The following is a 19,799-nucleotide window of genomic DNA, read 5'->3' as shown; positions in this document are numbered from 1 at the left end:
ATATAAAAAAGCCTTTGCTGTCATAGCAAAGGCTTTTTACATAAGGAGTTATTAATCTCTGGAAGAGTCGTTAAATGAACGAGATACATCTTCTTTCACATCTCCGGCTGTTTCTTTCAGTTTTCCTTTACCTTTATCAAGGCGGCCTTCAGCTTCCATTGATTCATTGTCGGTAAGCTTCCCGAATTGCTTTTTAGCTTCACCTTTAACCTGGTCAAATGCGCCTTTTGTTTGTTTGTCATTCATGATTTATGGCCTCCTTTAATTAATTATATTTTTATATACCCTGAATCAATCAACACAAACTCTGAAGGTATAGGATTTAATATGACTGTCATCAATTAAAAGATGGTCAAAACAAGTAGGAAGATATTTTTTAAAAAAATATTACTTTAAGAGGTAATTTAAGTTGCTTTTTAAAGTAATATAAATTACTATTCAAAGTAAGGAGGTGGAAAGAAGTGGATAATATTAGACTGAATGTTGCGTTACTTAGAAAAAAAGTCCCAAATCTAACCTCAGCAGCTAAGTCTGTTGGACTGAGACCGGCTACTGTTTCAAATTTATCTACAGGTAAAATACCGGTCGGCAGGGCAGAAGTGCGCACAATTGTCGCTCTCGCAGAACTTGCTGGTTGCAGTTTGGATGAGTTGATTTTAAGAGGGGAGAGTGTGGAAATGATTCAAACAGGCATTAAAACCTTGGACTTGTTTGCGCCAATTTCTAAAGGAGGAACTGTTGGGCTCGTGGCCCGTCCTGGAATGGGGCAATTAGTGGTACTGGCCGAAATGTTACATCGGTTGAAAAGAGAAGGATTTGTGACTGTTCTAATTAAACCGAAAGGGGATTATCCAGAACTTGATGATGTTCTCCAAGACGTCGATTTTGTCACAAAAAATATCGAAGAGACAGAGAAAATCATGCAAAGAGAAGGTGTAGATAAAGATTATGCCCTTACAGCCGATCGTTCGTATGTCCTTTCAGGGGAGATGTTCTCTTTGCAGGAATCCTTCGATAACAACGGAGTCAGCAGTGTAACGACTTTCTTGATAGACTTAAAGGGTGAGGCTGTCGATGAAGACCTCCCTTATGGCCCGCTAGATACTTTGTGGCAATTTGATGCTGATCTTGCCGCGCGCCATAAATACCCAGCTATCAATCCAATCTACTCCACATCCTCCATCTTAGAGGGGTCCTATTTAGATCCTGTTCACCATAGTATTCAACAAAGAGCGCAAAAGCTTTTACGCAGGTATAGAGAGTTGCGTGCAATCGTCAATGTCCATGGACTCGAACGGCTTCCAGCCTCCGAGTCGCAAGTCTATCAACAGGGGGAAAAGTTGGAAGCCTATCTGACTCAGCCTTTCTATGTAGCTGAAGCATTCACTGGGAAGAAGGGTGAGGATGTGAAGCTCCAGGACACATTATCGGATGTTAAAAAAATTCTTGATAATCCTTCAAGTATAGCGAGTGCAGAGGAACTTGATTTTATAGGAAATATAAAGTAACACATTGGGCCAGCCGTCGATGAGGCACTTTGTTCTATTTTTTGTCGTTAAAAACCCCAAAAAGTCAGGTACAACTAAACCTGACTTTTTGGGGTGAAGGGATATTTCATAATTAGTAACGACCCACCTGGAGCTGTTTGTAAACTTCTTCGCGCACTTCCTGCAGGGTGTCGCGTTGGAGCAGCTTAGTTGTACTTATTCGTAAATAGGTTTGTTCATCAATTGTGCCTTCTTGCTGCAACTTATCAAGATGGGGCAAACGGAAATTGCCAATAGGCAGGTAGGCAAGGAACAATTTCTCGTTTTTTTGTTTTAATGAGATTTTAATCCCTTTCAGAAGAGGGAAGAAATAAGATGAATAATCTTGTTCAATAATCAAGTCTTCCTTCAATGCATCCCTGATATAAGGTAAAGTAGTGGGCAGGGAAATAAAGTAGACCATTTGATCATAGGAATAATGAAGGTCTGAAACCCTGAACCCATAATGTTTGGTTACGCGTTTGGAATAAAACTTCTGCGAAAGGATATACATTGGCCTGCTAGTCAAAGCGGAAGCCAGGAAAAAGAAAAGGGCAGCGAGAATCAATGCCAGTTCAATCAATGCTAACGAACTCCTTAAAAGAAATTACAGTATTTTTGCCTGCGTTTTTAGCTTTGTAAAGGGCCTGGTCGGCAGCTTCTATTAGCTCATTTTTACTGTTTATGTTCATATGATCTGTACAAGCTGTTCCGACACTTACAGTTAAAGTGCCATTTGGCTGTGTTTTTTCACCGGGGAAGCTTGTCTTTTCAACATTTAACCGAATTGTTTCGGCTACTATTTCAGCTTGTTCCAGATCGGTACCAGGCAAAAGAACCACAAACTCTTCTCCGCCAAAACGGAAGGAATAATCTCCTGGTCTTAAAGACTCCACAATGACTCTCGCCAACTTCATTAAAACTTCATTTCCAAGCAGATGGCCGTTTTTATCATTGAACACCTTAAAGAAGTCAATATCAAATATGATAAGCGAAAGGGGAGCAGCTCTGCTTCCTTCAAAAGGAAAGTGTTCATTAAGAATGTTCTGGAATGCCCGTTGGTTTAGAAGGCCTGTCAAACCATCCCGTAAAGCCATTTCCTCAATTTGCTCATAGAGATTGGCGTGATCAAGTGCAATCGCCGCCTGGTTAGCCAAAGGCAGGATATTCTCTGTATCCATCAATGTAATGTTTTTTTTATTTACAATATTATCAATGAGCAGGATTCCAATATTCTTTCCCTGGTTAATTAGCGGAATAATCGCAAACTCCTCTGTTTGGAACAACTCAAAAATTAAGACTTGTGAAGGATCATCTTTCTCGATGCCTTTGACAATGACTGGTTTTTGGCTTGATAATGCTAATCCAAAGACATTATGTTCATCAATCGGGATTTCCAATGAACGCAAAAGAGCATTCAATTCCGGATCGGTGAAATTGCTGTCAAAATTATGTTCGATTAATTCGCTGAGTTTAAGCCTGTCTTCAGAGATTTTTTCCCAAACTTCATAACCTCTCTTCACATCCATTGGGCCTACGCCCACTATACCTTTTAGCGACTTTGACTCATTTGAAGCAAGGAAAATCATTGCTCTGTTAAAACCTAGCCCATGACCAGCGGTAACTGATGTCAAGATTACCTTCAAAAGCAAATCCTGCTGCAGAGTGCGCTGCATTGTTGTACTTACTTCACGAAAGACTTGTAGATGTTTTGATTGTTCCATAAGCATGTTCAGCCAGCGGTGGTGATTTTTTTTCTTATTCAGTAAATATTGTGATAAATAGCCTGCACAAGATCCAATCAGCAGGTATACCGGCAGAAGTGCCAAAATGGTCCCTTCTGTCTGTAAATAAACAAGAATAAGGCTGAAGATGGCGGCAACAATACCACCAATTAATTTAAAGGAATACCCAGCTGTAATGATAAACAACAGAATACTCCAATGTAAATGATTGCTTCCATAGAAATACATAGAAAGCTCAACAAGGATCAATGATGCAACAGAGAAGATCAATTGATTCAGAAAAGCGCTTACATGAAATCTGATTAAATTTGCTGTCAGTGATAACCCAACAGCAGCAATGATTAATAAAATGATAGCCTCCAGCTTGCTCACTCCTAATTTAAATCCTACATCTATTTTACTATTTTTTTCAAAAATTGATAGGTTGTTTTATTAGTATTGAGACTAAATAGTGTTGCTTTTGATAACCAAAAAGGAAAATTAAAAACGCCCCTAAATAAAATCGGGCAGGTTATGGGAAGATAATGATATCATCAGGAAACTGAGGTGTGTAGATGGAGGACAAGACTAAAATAGGCCTTACTTCGGCAGAAATGTCCAGTATGTGGACGCAGTATATTAATGATTCAATTTCAATCTGTGTATTAAGTTATTTTAGGAACAACATAGACGACAATAAGATAAAAGAAATTGTTGAGTATGCGAATGAATCTTCACAGAAAAACATTTTCATCTTAAAGGAGATCTTCAATCGTGAAGATTTTCCCTGTCCCGTTGGTTTCACAAAGAAAGATGTGAATATCCACGCACCCCGGTTATTTTCTGATACATTTGTCATGATGTATCTAAGGCATATGTCGATTCTTGGGATGGCAGCAAATAGTGCAGCAATTGGCCTGGGAACTCGCCCTGATGTGATCGCATTTCATAAAAGTGTTTTGAAATCAGCAGTCGGACTGCAGGATTTGACGAGGGAGTTAATGCTGGAGCAAGGGACTTATATTCGGCCTCCTTTTATATCAGTGCCTGATAAAGTTGGCTTTGTTGAGAAACAAAAATTTCTGTCAGGCATCAAAAGCAGGAGACGTGCACTCACTTCAGTTGAAATCACTCATTTATTTATGAATATACAAACAAACCAAATCGGGAAAGCGCTAATCATGGGATTTATACAGGTGGCACAGGACAAAGAAGTCAAGGAGTATTTGCAGAGAGGGAAGAAAATTGCTCAAAAACATGTCGACTTATTCAGTGATATCCTGAAGAATAATGATATCCCAGCTCCAATGTTTTGGGATGGTGCAGTAACAGACAGTACCACGCAGGTTTTTTCGGACAAGCTGATCTTATTCCATATTACGGCGATGATTGCCGCAGGGATTGGTAACTACGGAGCTGCCATGGCCGCAAGTCCGCGTAAGGATATAGGGTTGAAATATGCTTCCCTCATTCCCGAAATAGCTTTGTATGCGGAGGACGGTGCTAATATCATGATAAAAAATTCCTGGCTTGAGGAGCCTCCAATGGCTGATGATCGGGACCAGCTGTCCGGGTTGAAATAAATTGAAGAAGGGTGTCCCGTGTTTTGAATACACATGGTTCACCCTTAATTTATGGTTATGTAATCATTCATTGTTGATTTGCATAAAGGTATGAAAATTCCTAAGCGAAGAATTTCCGTCTATTGTATATAGTTGTAGCTTTTGAAGCGGAAATAAAGGGAGTTATTCCGGTTAACCGTCAAAAATAATACAAAATCCAACGATTTAGATTAAATGAGCGGAAAAATGCCCCTTATTTTAATGAAAATAAGGGGCGGTTCCAATTTAAGCGGAATTATTCCGCTTATTTTTTCGCCACTGTTAAATCTTTTGCCAGCAGAAATAGTCAGAAACAAGTGGCAATACTTTCTATTTGGCATTTTGTAAATCAGGGAATTTTACCGGGGTATTTACCGATAATTGATCCCGATAAGAACGGTACGCTATGACTGAATGATTATGAGAATGGACGTCGAGCTGCAAAATTTTTCCGTTGTTTGTCTCTAAATAGTATCTTATCTCATCCTTACTTAGTTCATAAAATGAAATGGTAACACCCAGGTATTGTTTAGTTGTGATTCTTGTATCAGGATGATTCCTGACATAGTCGGCTATTTGCTGGACAGTTGCAGAGGATGCACTTGTGATGGAATAAAGAGTTTCTTTGGCGTGGCCAAATGCCTGATTCAAACCTATCTTTGCTTTATTGAGCAAATTATTAAAAGATATGTTCAATTTCATTCCTCCAACTAAGCATTTTCCTTTATGTTAGTAATATACCCGGGAAGATTATAGAGAATCCATTTTATTGTTTATTTTACTTTCGAAATACCATCTTAAAATCGGGGGGACTGCAAAGTAGATAAAGAATAACCTAAACAGCTGGAAACCTGATACTATGGATAAATCCGCATTGACTTCATGTGCAATGATGCCCATCTGATCCATTCCGCCTGGCGCCAGGCTGAGAAAGCTTGTAACTATATTGAGGCTCAAAACGTCTGATAAGAAGAAACTTAATAAAAGTGATTCCATCACTAGCAAGAAACCACTCAACAATGCGAGTGTGATTGTTAATGATTTTCTCTCTAATTTCTGAGGTTTTAAAAGCATGCCTATATAGCCGCCAATCATCAGCTGTGAAGCATCCATTACCGATGACGGCAGGGATGGGCCAGTAAATTCAGCATAAGACAAAATGGCTGTTCCTAATATTGGCCCGAGTAAAAATGGAGTAGGCAGCCGCAGCTTTTTAGCGATTATCACTCCAAGGATACATACTAAAATAAATGAGAAAAAATTAATTGGTTCCGAAACAAACTGGCTTGAGCCTTCCAATCCATTATTCGCCGAATGGCTGATGTTAAGTACAGGGCCGAATATGATAAAAGGGACGACAAAAACAATCATTAATAATCTGGAGACCTGAAGGAAGGTAACCGTTGTAATATCAATGCCCTTCATTTCTTCTGCAAATATGATCATTTGTGACAGCCCGCCTGGGATACTGCCGGTCAAAACAGTAGGATAATCAACTTTAGTCAACTTTGATATCACTTTAGAAATCAAAGCAGCAGAACTTACCAGAATCACCGTCATCATCAACATGGTTGGAAGGTTTACTATGATATTCTCTACTGATGAACGTGTAAAGGAAAGACCGATTGAATATCCAATCAAGACCAATGCTGAATCCCTAAAAGCTCTTGGCCAGTACAGGGTTAATCCTTTAAAACGATCAGCAATCAAAATTGCCGACATTGGCCCAAGGAGCCAGGAAACAGGGATGGACAGGGATGAAAATATCAGGCCGCCAGCTAAAGCAATCAAGAAAGAAGATATAAATGATTTTGCGCGTAAGTTATTTTTCAAATCTGCACCTTCTTGTGATTTTGTCACTCCACCAAATTGTGGTAAGACAATCCTAGCATAATGTATCTATTTGTTAAAAATAACATAGGTTAAGTTTCATTATTGTAGAGATTATAAATTGCTCGGGGAGATGGTTTAATGGGTCACGATATCAATAGCTTTGAAGAATTGAGAACTTTATTTGGTGAGCCAAGTGAGTTGGCAAAACGCAAGGTAATTTCCTTGGTGGATGAACATTGCTCCAATTACATCTCTCACTCCCCATTTTTAGTCTTATCCACCTCAGACGAAAATGGGTACACAGATTCCTCTCCAAGGGGTGATGCTGCTGGATTTGTCCTTGTTCTCGACCATAACCGGATAGTGATTCCGGAGAGGCCAGGGAATAAGAGAATGGATTCTCTGAAAAATATCTTATCAAACGGCAGAGTAGGGCTGTTGTTTCTAATCCCTGGGATGCTGGAGACATTGAGAGTCAACGGAAAGGCCAGATTGACACGTGACCCAGAACTGCTAAGCAGGATGAAAGCCGGTGGGAAGGAGCCGCTGCTTGGCATCGTAGTGGAAGTAGAGGAATGCTATATACAATGCGGAAAAGCATTGAAACGGTCAGGTTTATGGAATCCTGAAACCTGGGGAGACTCATCAACATTACCAAAAGGTGCAGAGATACTGGCAGCACACTCGAAAATGCCTAAAGGGTCCGAAGATGAGATTCGGAAAAGATTGGAAGATGGATATAAAAATAGACTTTATTGATGGCGTGTTTTTCCCTAATTAAAAAGCTGCCAATTGGCAGCTTTTAATCATTCATGCACACATTTACGAGTGCTCAAGTGATTCCTCTTGGATTACTTCGTCCAGTCGGTCGGGGTAATTAGTGAACATACCCGTAACCCCCCATTCCAGAAGCATTTTCATATCATCCTTTTCATTGACCGTATAAGGGAAAATCATCAGATCAGAACTAGTTACTTTTTGGATGTAGCCTGGGCTGACGGCTGTGTAATGTAATCCGACGCCAATTGCGTATTCCTTGATTTTGCTTACTTCCTGATCAGTAATGACCGCTGGAGCATAGTAAGACAACAGCTGGACCAATGGAATCGATTCATCCATTTGATGTATTTTTCTTAAGCTTTCAGCACTGAAAGATTGAACAATAACATTTCCGAATGGCTGGGCACCGGTAAGATTGTACTCATTCAGAATATCGAGTAGCTTTTCTTCCATTCCAGGATAGACTTCAGGTGATTTGGTTTCAATGAAAAACTTTGAGTTAGAACCGAATTTAGTAAGCACCTCACGGAGGGTAGGGACTTGAAGCCCCCTATACCCGGCATTCTTTTTTTCAGGGAATGCTTCGTTAAACCATGAGCCCGCATCCAGTTTCTTTATTTCCTTAAGCGTAAGATTTTTGACTAGTCCTTTTTTATCTGTGGTCCGGTCTATGCTTTCGTCATGCAGCGCAATCAGTTCTCCATCCTTTGTCATTTGAAGATCGATTTCAATGTAATCGCCATTCATGCTATTCCCCAGTTCATAAGCTAGAAATGTATGTTCAGGAACATATCCTGAAGCACCACGGTGAGAAATGTTGAATGCCTTGACTTGCCCGTTATCCGAGGAGATTTCCGCTAAAACAAGATTTGATGTGGCCCCTGATAGGTAAATGATCATAGCTGCGATTGCCATCCAGCGAAAATATCCAACCATCTCCAATGTTCCCTCCTAAGAGTATTGATCCATTGCATTATGGAGATTTTTACAGCGGTTACTTAAGTGAGAATATTATTTACATCTTTGCAAGTTATAAGTCAGAAACATGAAAACTACTTCCAAACCTTCCACCAATTGCGTTTAGATTGTTTAGAAGCTGCTGTTTCCCTGAAGCTATCAACCATATTTTTGAACATCTCATCTCGCGTCCTGATTTCACGGCGGAATTCCTCTCTTTCAGACTGAAGAGTGTGTACTAGATAATCTCGTTCCTGATTGATGACCTGATTTAAATTGGAGAGCTCCTGATTTGTTGTCTCACGGCTATTGGAAACATAATCAGCAAGTATTTTAAACTCCTCGGAAACCGTCTCAGTGGTCTCGTTCAAGCGTTTTGCCAAAAGGGACAATTCCTGATTTGTTCCTGAGGATAGCTTATCCACCGAATTTTCAAGCTTGATGATTTTTTCATTTGTCCCTTTTGATGTTTTAGTCAAACTTGAGGTTAAAGATGCAAGCCGTTCGGAAGTACCTTTCGAAACGTTCGAAATGCTTCCGGATAGGGCGTTTATTTTTTCGGAAGTTCCTTTTGAAACCTTCGCAACACTTTCAGTCAGCTTGGTGATTTTATCAGTTGTCCCCTTTGAGCTCATCTGGATATTTTCCGATAACTGGGCTATTTTTTCCGTCGTGCCCTGCGAAGCCTTCGTAACCCGATCAGAAAGCTTGCTGAACATTTCTGTTGTGCCTTTTGATGCCTTCAAAAGATTCGTGCTGATTTCGGAAGTCCCTTTCGAAACATTCGTAAGCTCTGTTGAGATGGTTCCGAGACGTTCGGAACTTTCCTGTGAGCTTTTGGCTACTGTTTGAGAGAGGTCGATAATATGTTCATTGGTCTTTTCGCCTGTTTTATAAATTGAATCAGAAAGGGTTTTTACTGTTGTTAAAGTCCCTTTTGAAATTTCTTTTTTTACTTCCTCCAGAACTTCTTTTCGAATGCCATTTCTGATCTCTGCCTTGACCTCTTCAAGCAGTGATTCCTTATATTGTTCCATTGCCATCATAAAAGCGGCATATTCATTCGTACTGTCTGGCTGGGATGCGGAGGGCATATTCGTCTTTACAGCAAGGTTGTTTCCATTTGGAGTTTGTTCTGACACGACATCAGTACCCATATGTCTCTGCAAGAGCTCCCGAATCATTTCTTTGCTAAGATTCTTATCGCGCATTTGTTTTATTTTCACCAATTGGTCTATTTCAATATCCGTATAAAATCTTGCACCTTGTTTCGTTCTTGGGATAACCAGCAAACCGGCAAGATCCTTTTCCCATTGTCTAATGGTGCCAGATGGAACATTTATTTTCTTGGACACCTCTTTGATTGTGTATGCCTTCATGAATTGAGTGTCAAACATCATGTACATTCCTTTCTGTTTTGGTTTATGAAAATATCGATGTCCTATTACAATTCAGCAAGACCATTCCTGTTTTCCTGCATGATGACAAAACCTCTCAAAAGTAGTGCTGTTTCAGCATAACTATCTGAAATCATACAGTGTTTGCAAACATTCTTTCATGAAGTTATCATTTGTGGTGATGATTTTCTCATTTTGATTTACAATAGTCATGTAGGCTGATATTCAGGCCGAGGGGGATTTAAGAGGAACAAAAAGATTGTCGGAAAATGAAGGCCCTCAATACATAATTAACAATCATTGTGAATATTTCATGCTTTTTGGAGGGGTAAAGAAATGTCTGAGGTAAAAGTCCGAATTGAAAAGGATTTTTTGGGAACGAAGGAAGTATTAGCGGATGCTTATTATGGAATTCAAACTTTAAGGGCGGTTGAAAACTTCCCGATTACTGGTTACAGAATCCATAGTGAGTTGATCAAGGCAATGGCCATGGTGAAAAAGGCAGCAGCACTTGCCAATATGGAAACAGGAAGACTATACGGAGGCCTGGGGGAGGTCATCGTAAAAGCAGCTGAAGAAATTATCCAGGGACAATGGCATGACCAGTTCATTGTTGACCCTATTCAAGGTGGAGCAGGTACATCCATCAACATGAATACGAACGAAGTGATAGCCAACCGTGCTTTGGAATTGCTAGGTGAGAAGAAAGGGGATTATTTTACCTTAAGTCCTAATTCCCATGTAAACATGGCGCAATCGACAAACGATGCATTTCCAACAGCGATGCATCTGTCCGTGCTGGCGCTTCTCGACAAGCTCCTCGATACCATGGAAATCATGCGAGATGTCTTTTCCCAAAAAGCAAGGGAATTCGATGCTGTCATCAAAATGGGCAGGACACACTTGCAGGATGCTGTTCCAATCCGGCTCGGTCAGGAATTCGAAGCATATACGCGGGTGATCGAAAGGGATATTGAAAGAATCAAGCATACCCGGGGCCACTTATTTGAAGTGAATATGGGAGCAACTGCCGTTGGGACCGGGCTTAATGCCAATCCGAAGTACATCAAAAATGTTGTACGACACCTTTCTGAAATCAGTGGTTATCCATTAAAAAATGCGGACCATTTAGTTGATGCCACTCAAAATACCGATGCTTATACGACAGTTTCGGCTGCTTTGAAGGTTTGCATGATGAATATGTCAAAAATAGCCAATGATTTACGCCTGATGGCTTCCGGTCCTCGGGTAGGCTTTAACGAGATTTTCCTTCCATCTAGACAACCGGGCTCTTCCATAATGCCTGGCAAGGTGAATCCGGTCATGCCTGAGGTCATTAACCAAGTTGCCTTTCAGGTAATCGGGAACGATCATACGATTTGCCTTGCTTCCGAAGCAGGTCAGCTGGAGCTGAATGTAATGGAACCAGTTCTTATTTTTAACCTGATTCAATCGATCAGCATCATGAACAATGGTTTTAAAGTTTTCACAGATCATTGTCTCGTCGGAATTGAAGCAAATAAAGAAAAGACCGAAAAGGATGTGGAGCGGAGCGTTGGCATCATCACTGCTGTCAATCCGCACTTAGGTTATGAAGCAGTGTCGAGGATCGCAAGAGAAGCAATCCTGACAGGAAAGTCAGTAAGGGAACTATGCCTTGCATACGACGTCCTGACAGAAGAAGAGCTTGATTTGATCCTGAATCCATACGAAATGACAAACCCAGGCATTGCAGGGGAAGAGTTATTGAATAAAGATTGATTATAAAAAGGGTGGCCTAAAAAGTACAAGCTTTTGGGCCCCCTTTTGTTATTTTCCAAGTTTCAAAATGGCCATTGAAATCTTGTTATCTGACAGCTCTAGGCTTCAAGGCTTTTTACTTTTTCGTTTTTTCTTAAATGGAAAGCTAAAGCAATTGTCCCGAGAAAAAAGGTGGCAATGCCTGCACCTATCAGCACGCCTGAAACACCGATTGATTTTGCCAGCAGTGCACCCGCAGCAGGGGCGACCAGCATCGAGAATGTCTGCAGGGAGGCAGCTGTTGATGATACCCTGCCCATTATGTTCTTGGGTGTTTCTGATTGCAGGACATAACCATATGGAACACCTTCTGCAGAAGCGAGTAGTCCAAGAAGGAAAGCGCCAGCCATCCACATAATCTTAGGGAGTTCAAATATCCCCAATACGCCGATTCCAATAGTAAGAATCAAGCTGCCACTCAGTACAGAAGCTGAAGCTATTAACTGAATCGGCATATTTTTCCAGCCGGTAAATCGGCCGAGGAAAAGTGCGCCAATCACGCTGCCAAATCCAACAGAACTGACAAGCAGGCCGAATTCTTCACCGCTAAATCCCAGATTCTGCGCAACAAAGATAAACAAACCATCATACAAAAAGATGATGAAAAAGGCAATGGAGGAAAGAATGATTGCAGCTTTTAGAATCCTTGCTGAGAAAATATGCTGAATTCCTTCTTTAAGATCTTCTAAATATGAGGTTTTATTTTGCATCCCCGCAGGTGCTTCTGTTTCTATTTTCGGCAGTGTGAACAATATCGCAATCGCAATCAAAAAGCCTGTTGCCTCAAAAATAAATGGGCTCTTTACTCCGTAAAGGGCGATGATACCGCCACCTAAGGCGGGCCCTATGATTTTCATTGTATTGACTGATAATTGACTCAAAGTTACAGCCTCAGGAAGTTCCTCATCTGCAACTGTATGTCTGATCGCACTCTGTCTTGCTGGATCATACAATGCAGCTACAGTCGCCTTAAGGAAAACAAAAAGGAGCATAACATAAAGGTTTGGCGCAAAAAATAAACCGGCAACAAAGAAAATCCTTAACCAGAGGCATGATATCATCAGCATCTTTTGTGGAAGTCTGTCTACATACACACTGGCAAGCGGCCCGATGATTACCCACGGTATTCCCATGACGATTATGACGGAAGCAATTGCCCCTTCGCCAAGATCCCAATGGTACGCAACTATAACCTGTATGGCAATAAAGTCGAGCCAGTTTCCCAAATCGGAAAATACTTGTGCACCAAAAAGCGAACGAAAAGCCTTGTTTTTCAGCGGTTTAAAAATACCAGTATTCATACTAAGCCCTCCTATTGATCTGCTTTAAGTGCTTCCTTTCTTCGTTCCACTTGTTTCTGTCCAAGTTTCTTCGGATCCTGACCCTCAGGAAGTCTATCATTCTGCAGGGAGTCAAGCGATTCTTTTATCCATTGAAGCTCAGCCTCGAGTTTTAACTCCGCGTATCTCATTGCCAGCATTCCGACACTGTTTATATAAGATGTATTATTCTGTTTCCATTCCTTGATGAAGCTTAATATTTCCTCTGACTCTTGGGCTCTATTTTTTAAATGGCCGGCCAGAAGCCCTAAATCCATCTCATTGTGCCAGGCAGCCATTTTAATGAATAACTCATCCTTAATGTTAGGAGGTTCTGGTTTTCTGGCAAGCCAGCTTTCCAATTCTGTCCAGCCTTTGCCGGTCAGCTCATAAAGTTTTTTCTTGCGGCCTTCTGCTTCTGACTCAATGGTAATGATATACCCATGTTCTTCAAGCTTCTTAAGCTTTGGGTATAGGCTGCCATAACTCATACCCCAAAATAGGCCTGCCGCTTTATGCTCGAATTCAGCTTTAATGTCATACCCAGTGCTTGGTCGGAAACTAATAACTGCAAGGATTGAATGTTCAATTGACATGTGCATTTCTCCCTTAGTTTTTATTAATATATATATATCGTTTTGATATATCAATATGATATGTCTAATACAAAAAAATGTCAAAAAAATAAAAAACTGTTTTTTTGTTTGACAAAGGGGAATTAAGCCATTAAAGAAATCTTCAATGACCAAATTAAAAATTGCATCTTAAGAACAGGAGGAATTTGAATTGGCATTTCGTAAACCTCAGGAAATTGCTCAAGTGACTATAGATTCTGGCACATACAAGGCAGCTATGCCTGTAAAGAACATGCTGGCACTGGGATTCCTGGGCGGGGCTTTTATTGCTATAGGGTATCTTTTGGACATCAGGGTAATCGCGAACCTGCCGCATGAGTGGGGAACTTTTGGAACATTCCTTGGTGCATCGGTATTTCCTCTTGGCCTGATTTTAATCCTTCTTGCCGGGGGAGAACTGTTGACAGGTAATATGACTGCCATTTCAATGGCCAGTCTTGCGAAGAAGGTAACAGTAAAGATGCTATTGAAAAATTGGTTCTGGATTACTCTGAGCAATTTTGTTGGCGCTCTTTTTGTAGCCTATTTTTTTGGCCATATTGTTGGCTTGACCGAAACGGGACCTTATCTTGAAAAAACAGTCGCGGTAGCAGGTGCAAAGCTGGATGCTGGTTTTTGGGCGGCTTTTTTCTCAGGGATAGGTTGTAACTGGCTTGTTGGTTTAGCGGTGTGGCTCTCATATGGGGCATCCGACATGACGGGGAAGGTGTTGGCCATCTGGTTCCCGATCATGGGGTTTGTGGCAATCGGATTCCAGCACGTAGTCGCAAACATGTTCGTCATCCCTGCTGCAATTTTTGCAGGCCACTATAGCTGGGGGGAGTACTTCACTAATTTTGTTCCCGTTTACTTAGGCAATGCAGTTGGAGGTGGAGTCTTCGTAGCTTTGATCTATTGGATGAGCTATAAAGACAACATTAAAAAGTCTGCTGTACAGCCTGAGGATCAATTTTCAAAGGCAAGCGCAAAAAAACGGGCAGCAAGCAAATAAAAAATGGAACCTCTGAGGCAGGGGCTCCATTTTTTATGTCACAGGCTTATTTCATAATAATCCAAGAGATTTTAAACCATTGTAAATCCCCGAGTTTGTAACAGCAGTTGTCTTATGTTTTGCATATTGAAACAGGTCAGGATGCGCATTGCCCATCGCGAATCCTTCACCAGCACTTGCCAGCATTTCCTTGTCATTCATTCCGTCTCCAAAGGCAATTGAGGCTTCACGGTTAATCCCCAGTTTTTTTAGAAGGAATTCGACGCCAATCCCTTTATTTACATGATCACGAATTACATCATAGCAATGCTTCATACCCTCGACATTCACCTGGGACAAATGGATTCCATTCTTGAATCTGTAAAGCGACTCACCATTTTTTCCAGCAGTGATGATCGTCATGCCAAGAATTTTTTCGATCGCATTTTCAGTGAAAACTGCATTTTGGCGTAAATGGAATTGCTTGAGAAAGGCTTGTACCGATTCTGATTCCAGATTGGTCAAGTAATTTTTTTCATGCGTATAACAAACAACTTCATGGTCATTTGCAGCTGCAACATCCAAAATGTATTTTACATCATCAGGGTGCATTGGTTCGGCAAAAATCGTTTCGCCTTCATAAATTCCCAGTGCGCCATTATATCCGATAAATGAAGTAATCTGAAGTTCCTCTGCAAGCTCCGATATCTCATGGAGCGGACGTCCTGTAGCTAAAACCACCTCAATGTTTTGCCATTTCATATTATTAATAGCTGTCTTCGTAGAGTCTTCAATCGTATCATCAGGTTTTAAAATCGTTCCGTCTATATCCAAAAATAAAATCTTAAAATGTCCCATGGCAAATACTCCTGACTTAAAAGGATAGTTTAAGTGTTACACAATGACCCTGAAGTTATCAAATAATGAGGTATGACGGATCTTGTTTAATAGAATTTACAAAAGGGTAAACTTTAACCAAGAAAACAATAAGGAAAGGAGATGTTTCTAATGTTATGGACAATAGCAGGAATATTGCTGGTACTTTGGCTTCTAGGTCTGATTTTTGAAATCGCCGGCGGAATCATTCATATCCTCCTGGTCATCGGGATTATCTTGATTGCATATAAGGCGATCAAAGGACGGGCTTCTGGTTGATAGGAGTTTTAGGGCAGCGGCAAATAGTCGCTGCCTTTTAAATTGGTATTTGCTACAGTTGGATTGTTTTTTTAATGAACAGGGCATATTGGTGACCTATTTTCGAAATTTTAGGGATTTCAGGTAACCAACCGATGTTGTTGTTGGCCAATTTTCGAAATATTAGGGATTTTAGGTAACCAATCGGGCTTGCAGGCGCTCTGTTTTTCTCATATCAGGAAGTTTACTTCACCAATCGCGCTCTTATAGCAATGTTGTTTGAAACCAGGGGCTCATTACATAAAACGAGTGTGGCATGCGCTGTTCATTCAATTTGCCCGAATTTAAACCTTGGAATAATAAAAGCCATTTCCTTTATTTTCTATGCTTTTTCATAATACAATGACAATACATACTTTATGGCGAGAGTGGAGGTCCAATAATGAACATTAATCAGATTACAAAAACTTTATTGGGGCGTACACCTGCAATTTTGGGCAATGAACAATTCATCAAGTTCGCAGTATTGCTACCATTAGTGGAAGTCAATAACGAGATCCATATTTTATTTGAGGTGCGATCCCTTACAATGAGAAGGCAGCCTGGAGAGGTATGCTTTCCGGGCGGCAGGATAGAGATAGGAGAAGAACCTCAAAAAGCAGCGGTCAGGGAAACCTCGGAAGAGCTTGGCATAAATGAAAGTGAAATCGTCGATGTGTTTCCTCTGGATTATATGGTATCGGCATTTGGTACAATCATTTATCCTTTTGCCGGTAGAATCAGTGATCCAAGTAAAATCATTCCGAATGAAGCAGAAGTGGGTGAGGTATTCACAGTACCTTTGTCATTTTTTAAAAAGAACCAGCCTGACAGTTATAAAATCAATTTCCAGGTGGAGCCAGAAGATGGTTTTCCTTTCGATTTGATTATTGGAGGCGAGAATTACAATTGGCAAACAAGGAAAATGGATGAATATTTCTATCGAGCTAACGAAAAGGTGATATGGGGTCTTACAGCCAGAGTGCTGACCCATTTTATTGAACTGATGGAGAACCATCATTCTAAAGAGTAGGAGCATATACTGCTCCTTTTTTTCGTGGAAACCATTATCTTGATAAAACTGTTTCAAAAACTCCTGCGGGTATAGAAAAGAGAATTTGGAAATTCATTTCCTACATCTTTCTCTAAAAAATACGCAAAAATATTATTCTCTCAATAACGATTTTGCAACATTTAAATCAGTGACAAATCTACTATTTCCTTGTAAGAGCTGAATTTAATAGCAAAAAAGGTTGCGATTGGTAGATTTATTATTTATAATTTTAAGATAATTATTCATAGAAAGTTGGGCAAATTATGAAATTATACATATCTGTGGACATGGAAGGAATCACTGGTCTGGTCGACCATACCCATGTGGATTCTTCTAAGCATAATTACGAACGTGGTCGAAAAATCATGACCCAGGAAGCAAACTATGTCATTGCAAAAGCATTTGAAACTGGCTGCCGTGAAGTCATCGTCAATGATAGCCACTCTAAGATGAACAATCTCTTAATAGAGGACCTTCATCCAGATACCCAGTTGATTACTGGCGATGTGAAGCCTTTCTCAATGGTCCAAGGGCTTGATGATAGCTTTGAAGGTGCCGTTTTTGTTGGCTACCATGCAAGAGCTTCTATGAGCGGTGTAATGTCTCATTCGATGATCTTCGGTGTCCGCCATATGTGGATCAATGATGTTCAAATAGGAGAGCTCGGATTCAATGCCTATGTGGCTGGTTATTTTGGAGTACCTGTCATCATGATCGCAGGGGACGATGGTGCTGCACGCGAAGCTGAGGCGTTGATCCCTGGCATTACAACAGCTGTAGTCAAGCAGTCTATTTCCCGGTCTGCTGCAAAGTCTCTGACTCCGGTCAAAGCTGGTGAACTGCTTTCTGAAAAGACAGAGGCGGCTATCAAGAATCTGGAAAAAGTGAAACCGCTTACTCCACCTGAGAATCCTGTATTACGAATTGAATTTGCTAACTATGGGCAGGCAGAGTGGGCAAATTTGATGCCTGGTACAGAAATCGAAGAGGGAACGACTATTGTAAAGTTCCAGGCCAAGGACATACTAGAAGCCTATCAAGCTATGCTTGTGATGACAGAGCTGGCCATGAGGACGACATTTTCATAGAATGTGCTCAACCACCTCAAGAACTGACACTAAGACATGATAAGGATGTGAGTCAATGCTCCGTTATTTACTCAAACGACTCGGTTCGATGGCGGTCACGCTGTTGGTCATCATTACGCTGACCTTCTTCTTGATGCACTCTATTCCCGGTTCTCCTTTTAATGAAGAGCGGGCAACGAGTGAAGCGGTCCAAAAGAACCTTGAAAGTTTCTATCATTTGGATGAGCCTTTATACATCCAGTACTTTATTTATTTAAAGTCGGTCGCGACATTTGATTTCGGTCCTTCTATTAAAAAGTCCTCTCAGACTGTAAACGAGATGCTTGGAAGAGGATTCCCTGTCTCATTCGAGCTTGGAATGATCACTTTGATTGTCGCGATATTTTCCGGCATCCTTCTAGGGATCATAGCGGCTCTCCGCCATAATGGCTTGATCGATTATCTTGCGATGACAGTAGCGGTTGTCGGTATTTCTGTACCAAACTTTGTAATGGCGACACTATTAATCCAGCAGTTGGCTGTAACCTGGGAAATCCTTCCGGTTGCCACCTGGACAAGCCCTAAGCACATGATTCTGCCGACTCTGGCACTCGCTACAGGACCTATGGCCATCATTGCCCGATTGACGAGATCAAGCATGCTTGAGGTCTTGACGCAAGACTACATACGGACAGCAAAGGCAAAAGGGCTGTCACCAGTTAAAATCGTCTTTAAACACGCATTGAAAAATGCATTGCTGCCGGTTGTCACCATTCTTGGGTCATTAGCAGCCAGCATACTTACAGGAACTTTCGTCATCGAAAAGATTTTTGCCATTCCTGGCATGGGTAAGTATTTTGTCGAGAGCATTAACCAACGTGATTATCCAGTCATAATGGGAACAACGATTTTTTACAGTACGGTATTGATCGTCATGCTTTTCCTTGTAGATCTCGCCTACGGAATACTTGACCCAAGGATCAAGCTTCATAAAAAGGAGGGGAAATGATGGCTCTGCGTAAACATCAGGAACCACAAGCAGCCTCGTCCGTTCCAGACGATTGGTTTGTTCCAATAGAAAAAAATGACTCAGAAGCAGAAGCTGTTGTCAGGCCAAGTCTATCGTACTGGCAGGATGCCTGGAGACGTCTCCTTAAGAATAAGCTGGCAATGCTTGGGTTGTTTTTCTTATCTGTATTGACATTCATGGCTGTATTCGGTCCGATCATCTCGCCTCACACAGTGGACCATCAGGATTTGGTCAATCAGAATCTGCCGCCATCAAGTGAACATTGGTTCGGAACTGATGAACTCGGTCGTGATGTATTCACACGTACGTGGTATGGTGCCCGTATTTCTTTATTCGTCGGCATTGCTGCAGCTTTGATTGATTTTCTAATTGGAGTGATTTATGGAGGGATTGCAGGCTATAAGGGTGGAAGAACAGATCATTTTATGATGAGAATCATCGAAGTTCTTTACGGCCTTCCATATTTGCTTGTCGTCATTTTAATTAGTGTAGTAATGGGGCCAAGCCTTGCTACGATTATATTCGCACTGACCATTACTGGATGGATTGGTATGGCACGGATTGTGCGCGGCCAGGTACTCCAGATCAAAAACTACGAATACGTTTTAGCGTCGAAAACTTTTGGAACGAAAACAGCACGGATCATCCGTAAAAATCTGCTTCCAAATACGATGGGGCCAATAATTGTGCAGATTACACTATCCGTTCCATCAGCAATCTTTGCCGAAGCATTCCTTAGCTTCCTTGGTTTGGGCATCCAGGCACCGCTAGCGAGCTGGGGATCGATGGCTAGTGATGCTTTGCCGGTTATCCTGTCAGGTGACTGGTGGAGATTGTTTTTCCCGGCATTCTTCATTTCATTGACGATGTTCTCGTTTAACGTTTTAGGTGACGGGCTTCAGGACGCACTTGACCCGAAGCTAAGGAGGTAAG

General features: G+C 41.1%; 20 protein-coding genes. 10 read left to right on the top strand and 10 right to left on the bottom strand.

Annotation, left to right across the window (positions count from 1 at the left end; genetic code table 11):
- Positions 1–51: 51 nt before the first annotated feature.
- The gene (locus LGO15_RS13410) at positions 52–246 is read right to left on the bottom strand and encodes a CsbD family protein (RefSeq protein WP_167830905.1); all 195 of its coding nucleotides are present in this window, start codon (positions 244–246) and stop codon (positions 52–54) included.
- A gap of 215 nt (positions 247–461) precedes the next feature.
- On the opposite strand from LGO15_RS13410, the gene LGO15_RS13405 reads away from it, so the two are divergent.
- Positions 462–1,508, top strand: coding sequence for an ATP synthase beta subunit C-terminal domain-containing protein (locus LGO15_RS13405; protein WP_167830904.1), 1,047 nt, complete (start codon positions 462–464; stop codon positions 1,506–1,508).
- 112 nt (positions 1,509–1,620) lie between these two features.
- Here the strand turns inward: LGO15_RS13405 and LGO15_RS13400 are convergent, their stop codons facing one another.
- Positions 1,621–2,109 carry a hypothetical protein gene (locus tag LGO15_RS13400; protein ID WP_167830903.1) on the bottom strand — a complete coding sequence of 163 codons (489 nt, stop codon included), beginning with the start codon at positions 2,107–2,109 and terminating at the stop codon, positions 1,621–1,623.
- The gene (locus LGO15_RS13395) at positions 2,102–3,643 is read right to left on the bottom strand and encodes a GGDEF domain-containing protein (RefSeq protein WP_167830902.1); all 1,542 of its coding nucleotides are present in this window, start codon (positions 3,641–3,643) and stop codon (positions 2,102–2,104) included. The genes LGO15_RS13400 and LGO15_RS13395 overlap by 8 nt, the downstream gene beginning before the upstream one ends.
- A 182-nt stretch (positions 3,644–3,825) precedes the next feature.
- Here LGO15_RS13395 and LGO15_RS13390 point away from each other — a divergent pair, with 182 nt between their 5' ends.
- Positions 3,826–4,833 (top strand): DUF3231 family protein, encoded by a 1,008-nt coding sequence (locus LGO15_RS13390; RefSeq protein WP_167830901.1) that lies wholly within the window; start codon positions 3,826–3,828, stop codon positions 4,831–4,833.
- Between the two features lie 348 nt (positions 4,834–5,181).
- Here the strand turns inward: LGO15_RS13390 and LGO15_RS13385 are convergent, their stop codons facing one another.
- Complete coding sequence (locus LGO15_RS13385) at positions 5,182–5,547, bottom strand: hypothetical protein (protein ID WP_167830900.1); 366 nt, start codon at positions 5,545–5,547, stop codon at positions 5,182–5,184.
- A gap of 54 nt (positions 5,548–5,601) precedes the next feature.
- The gene (locus LGO15_RS13380) at positions 5,602–6,684 is read right to left on the bottom strand and encodes an AbrB family transcriptional regulator (protein WP_167830899.1); all 1,083 of its coding nucleotides are present in this window, start codon (positions 6,682–6,684) and stop codon (positions 5,602–5,604) included.
- Positions 6,685–6,822: 138 nt separating this feature from the next.
- Between LGO15_RS13380 and LGO15_RS13375 the strand changes: the two genes are divergently transcribed.
- Complete coding sequence (locus LGO15_RS13375) at positions 6,823–7,443, top strand: pyridoxamine 5'-phosphate oxidase family protein (RefSeq protein WP_167830898.1); 621 nt, start codon at positions 6,823–6,825, stop codon at positions 7,441–7,443.
- Positions 7,444–7,506: 63 nt separating this feature from the next.
- On the opposite strand, the gene LGO15_RS13370 is transcribed toward LGO15_RS13375, so the two are convergent.
- Entirely contained in the window at positions 7,507–8,400 is an 894-nt protein-coding gene (locus LGO15_RS13370) for a glycerophosphodiester phosphodiesterase (RefSeq protein ID WP_167830945.1), read from the bottom strand.
- A 116-nt stretch (positions 8,401–8,516) separates the two neighbouring features.
- Entirely contained in the window at positions 8,517–9,821 is a 1,305-nt protein-coding gene (locus LGO15_RS13365; RefSeq protein WP_167830897.1) for a MerR family transcriptional regulator, read from the bottom strand.
- Positions 9,822–10,154: 333 nt separating this feature from the next.
- Here LGO15_RS13365 and aspA point away from each other — a divergent pair, with 333 nt between their 5' ends.
- A complete protein-coding gene (aspA, locus tag LGO15_RS13360) occupies positions 10,155–11,579 on the top strand; it encodes an aspartate ammonia-lyase (protein ID WP_167830896.1) in 1,425 nt (474 codons plus the stop codon).
- A gap of 98 nt (positions 11,580–11,677) precedes the next feature.
- On the opposite strand, the gene LGO15_RS13355 is transcribed toward aspA, so the two are convergent.
- Both LGO15_RS13355 and LGO15_RS13350 read right to left on the bottom strand, forming a co-directional pair.
- Entirely contained in the window at positions 11,678–12,919 is a 1,242-nt protein-coding gene (locus LGO15_RS13355) for an MFS transporter (protein ID WP_167830895.1), read from the bottom strand.
- A gap of 11 nt (positions 12,920–12,930) precedes the next feature.
- Entirely contained in the window at positions 12,931–13,533 is a 603-nt protein-coding gene (locus tag LGO15_RS13350) for a PadR family transcriptional regulator (protein ID WP_167830894.1), read from the bottom strand.
- Positions 13,534–13,723: 190 nt separating this feature from the next.
- On the opposite strand from LGO15_RS13350, the gene LGO15_RS13345 reads away from it, so the two are divergent.
- Complete coding sequence (locus LGO15_RS13345; RefSeq protein ID WP_167830893.1) at positions 13,724–14,563, top strand: formate/nitrite transporter family protein; 840 nt, start codon at positions 13,724–13,726, stop codon at positions 14,561–14,563.
- A gap of 51 nt (positions 14,564–14,614) precedes the next feature.
- Here the strand turns inward: LGO15_RS13345 and LGO15_RS13340 are convergent, their stop codons facing one another.
- A complete protein-coding gene (locus LGO15_RS13340) occupies positions 14,615–15,400 on the bottom strand; it encodes an HAD family hydrolase (RefSeq protein ID WP_167830892.1) in 786 nt (261 codons plus the stop codon).
- 150 nt (positions 15,401–15,550) lie between these two features.
- On the opposite strand from LGO15_RS13340, the gene LGO15_RS13335 reads away from it, so the two are divergent.
- The 5 genes from LGO15_RS13335 (at position 15,551) to LGO15_RS13315 (ending at position 19,798) form a co-directional block, all read left to right on the top strand.
- On the top strand, positions 15,551–15,697 hold the full coding sequence (locus tag LGO15_RS13335; RefSeq protein WP_167830891.1) for a lmo0937 family membrane protein: 147 nt from the start codon (positions 15,551–15,553) through the stop codon (positions 15,695–15,697).
- 421 nt (positions 15,698–16,118) lie between these two features.
- Positions 16,119–16,748 carry an NUDIX hydrolase gene (locus LGO15_RS13330; protein ID WP_167830890.1) on the top strand — a complete coding sequence of 210 codons (630 nt, stop codon included), beginning with the start codon at positions 16,119–16,121 and terminating at the stop codon, positions 16,746–16,748.
- Positions 16,749–17,032: 284 nt separating this feature from the next.
- Positions 17,033–17,857: a M55 family metallopeptidase gene (locus tag LGO15_RS13325; RefSeq protein WP_226085007.1), complete on the top strand. Its 825-nt coding sequence runs from the start codon at positions 17,033–17,035 to the stop codon at positions 17,855–17,857.
- Positions 17,858–17,912: 55 nt separating this feature from the next.
- Complete coding sequence (locus LGO15_RS13320; RefSeq protein WP_226085006.1) at positions 17,913–18,845, top strand: ABC transporter permease; 933 nt, start codon at positions 17,913–17,915, stop codon at positions 18,843–18,845.
- Entirely contained in the window at positions 18,845–19,798 is a 954-nt protein-coding gene (locus tag LGO15_RS13315; RefSeq protein WP_167830944.1) for an ABC transporter permease, read from the top strand. The genes LGO15_RS13320 and LGO15_RS13315 overlap by 1 nt, the downstream gene beginning before the upstream one ends.
- The last annotated feature ends 1 nt before the right edge of the window (position 19,799 follow it).

It is taken from the genome of Mesobacillus sp. S13 (genome assembly GCF_020422885.1).
In the GTDB taxonomy this organism is placed as follows: Bacteria; Bacillota; Bacilli; order Bacillales; family Cytobacillaceae; genus Mesobacillus; species Mesobacillus selenatarsenatis_A.
Note: the sequence above shows the minus strand (reverse complement) of the source record. Positions and strands in the feature narration are given on the sequence as shown.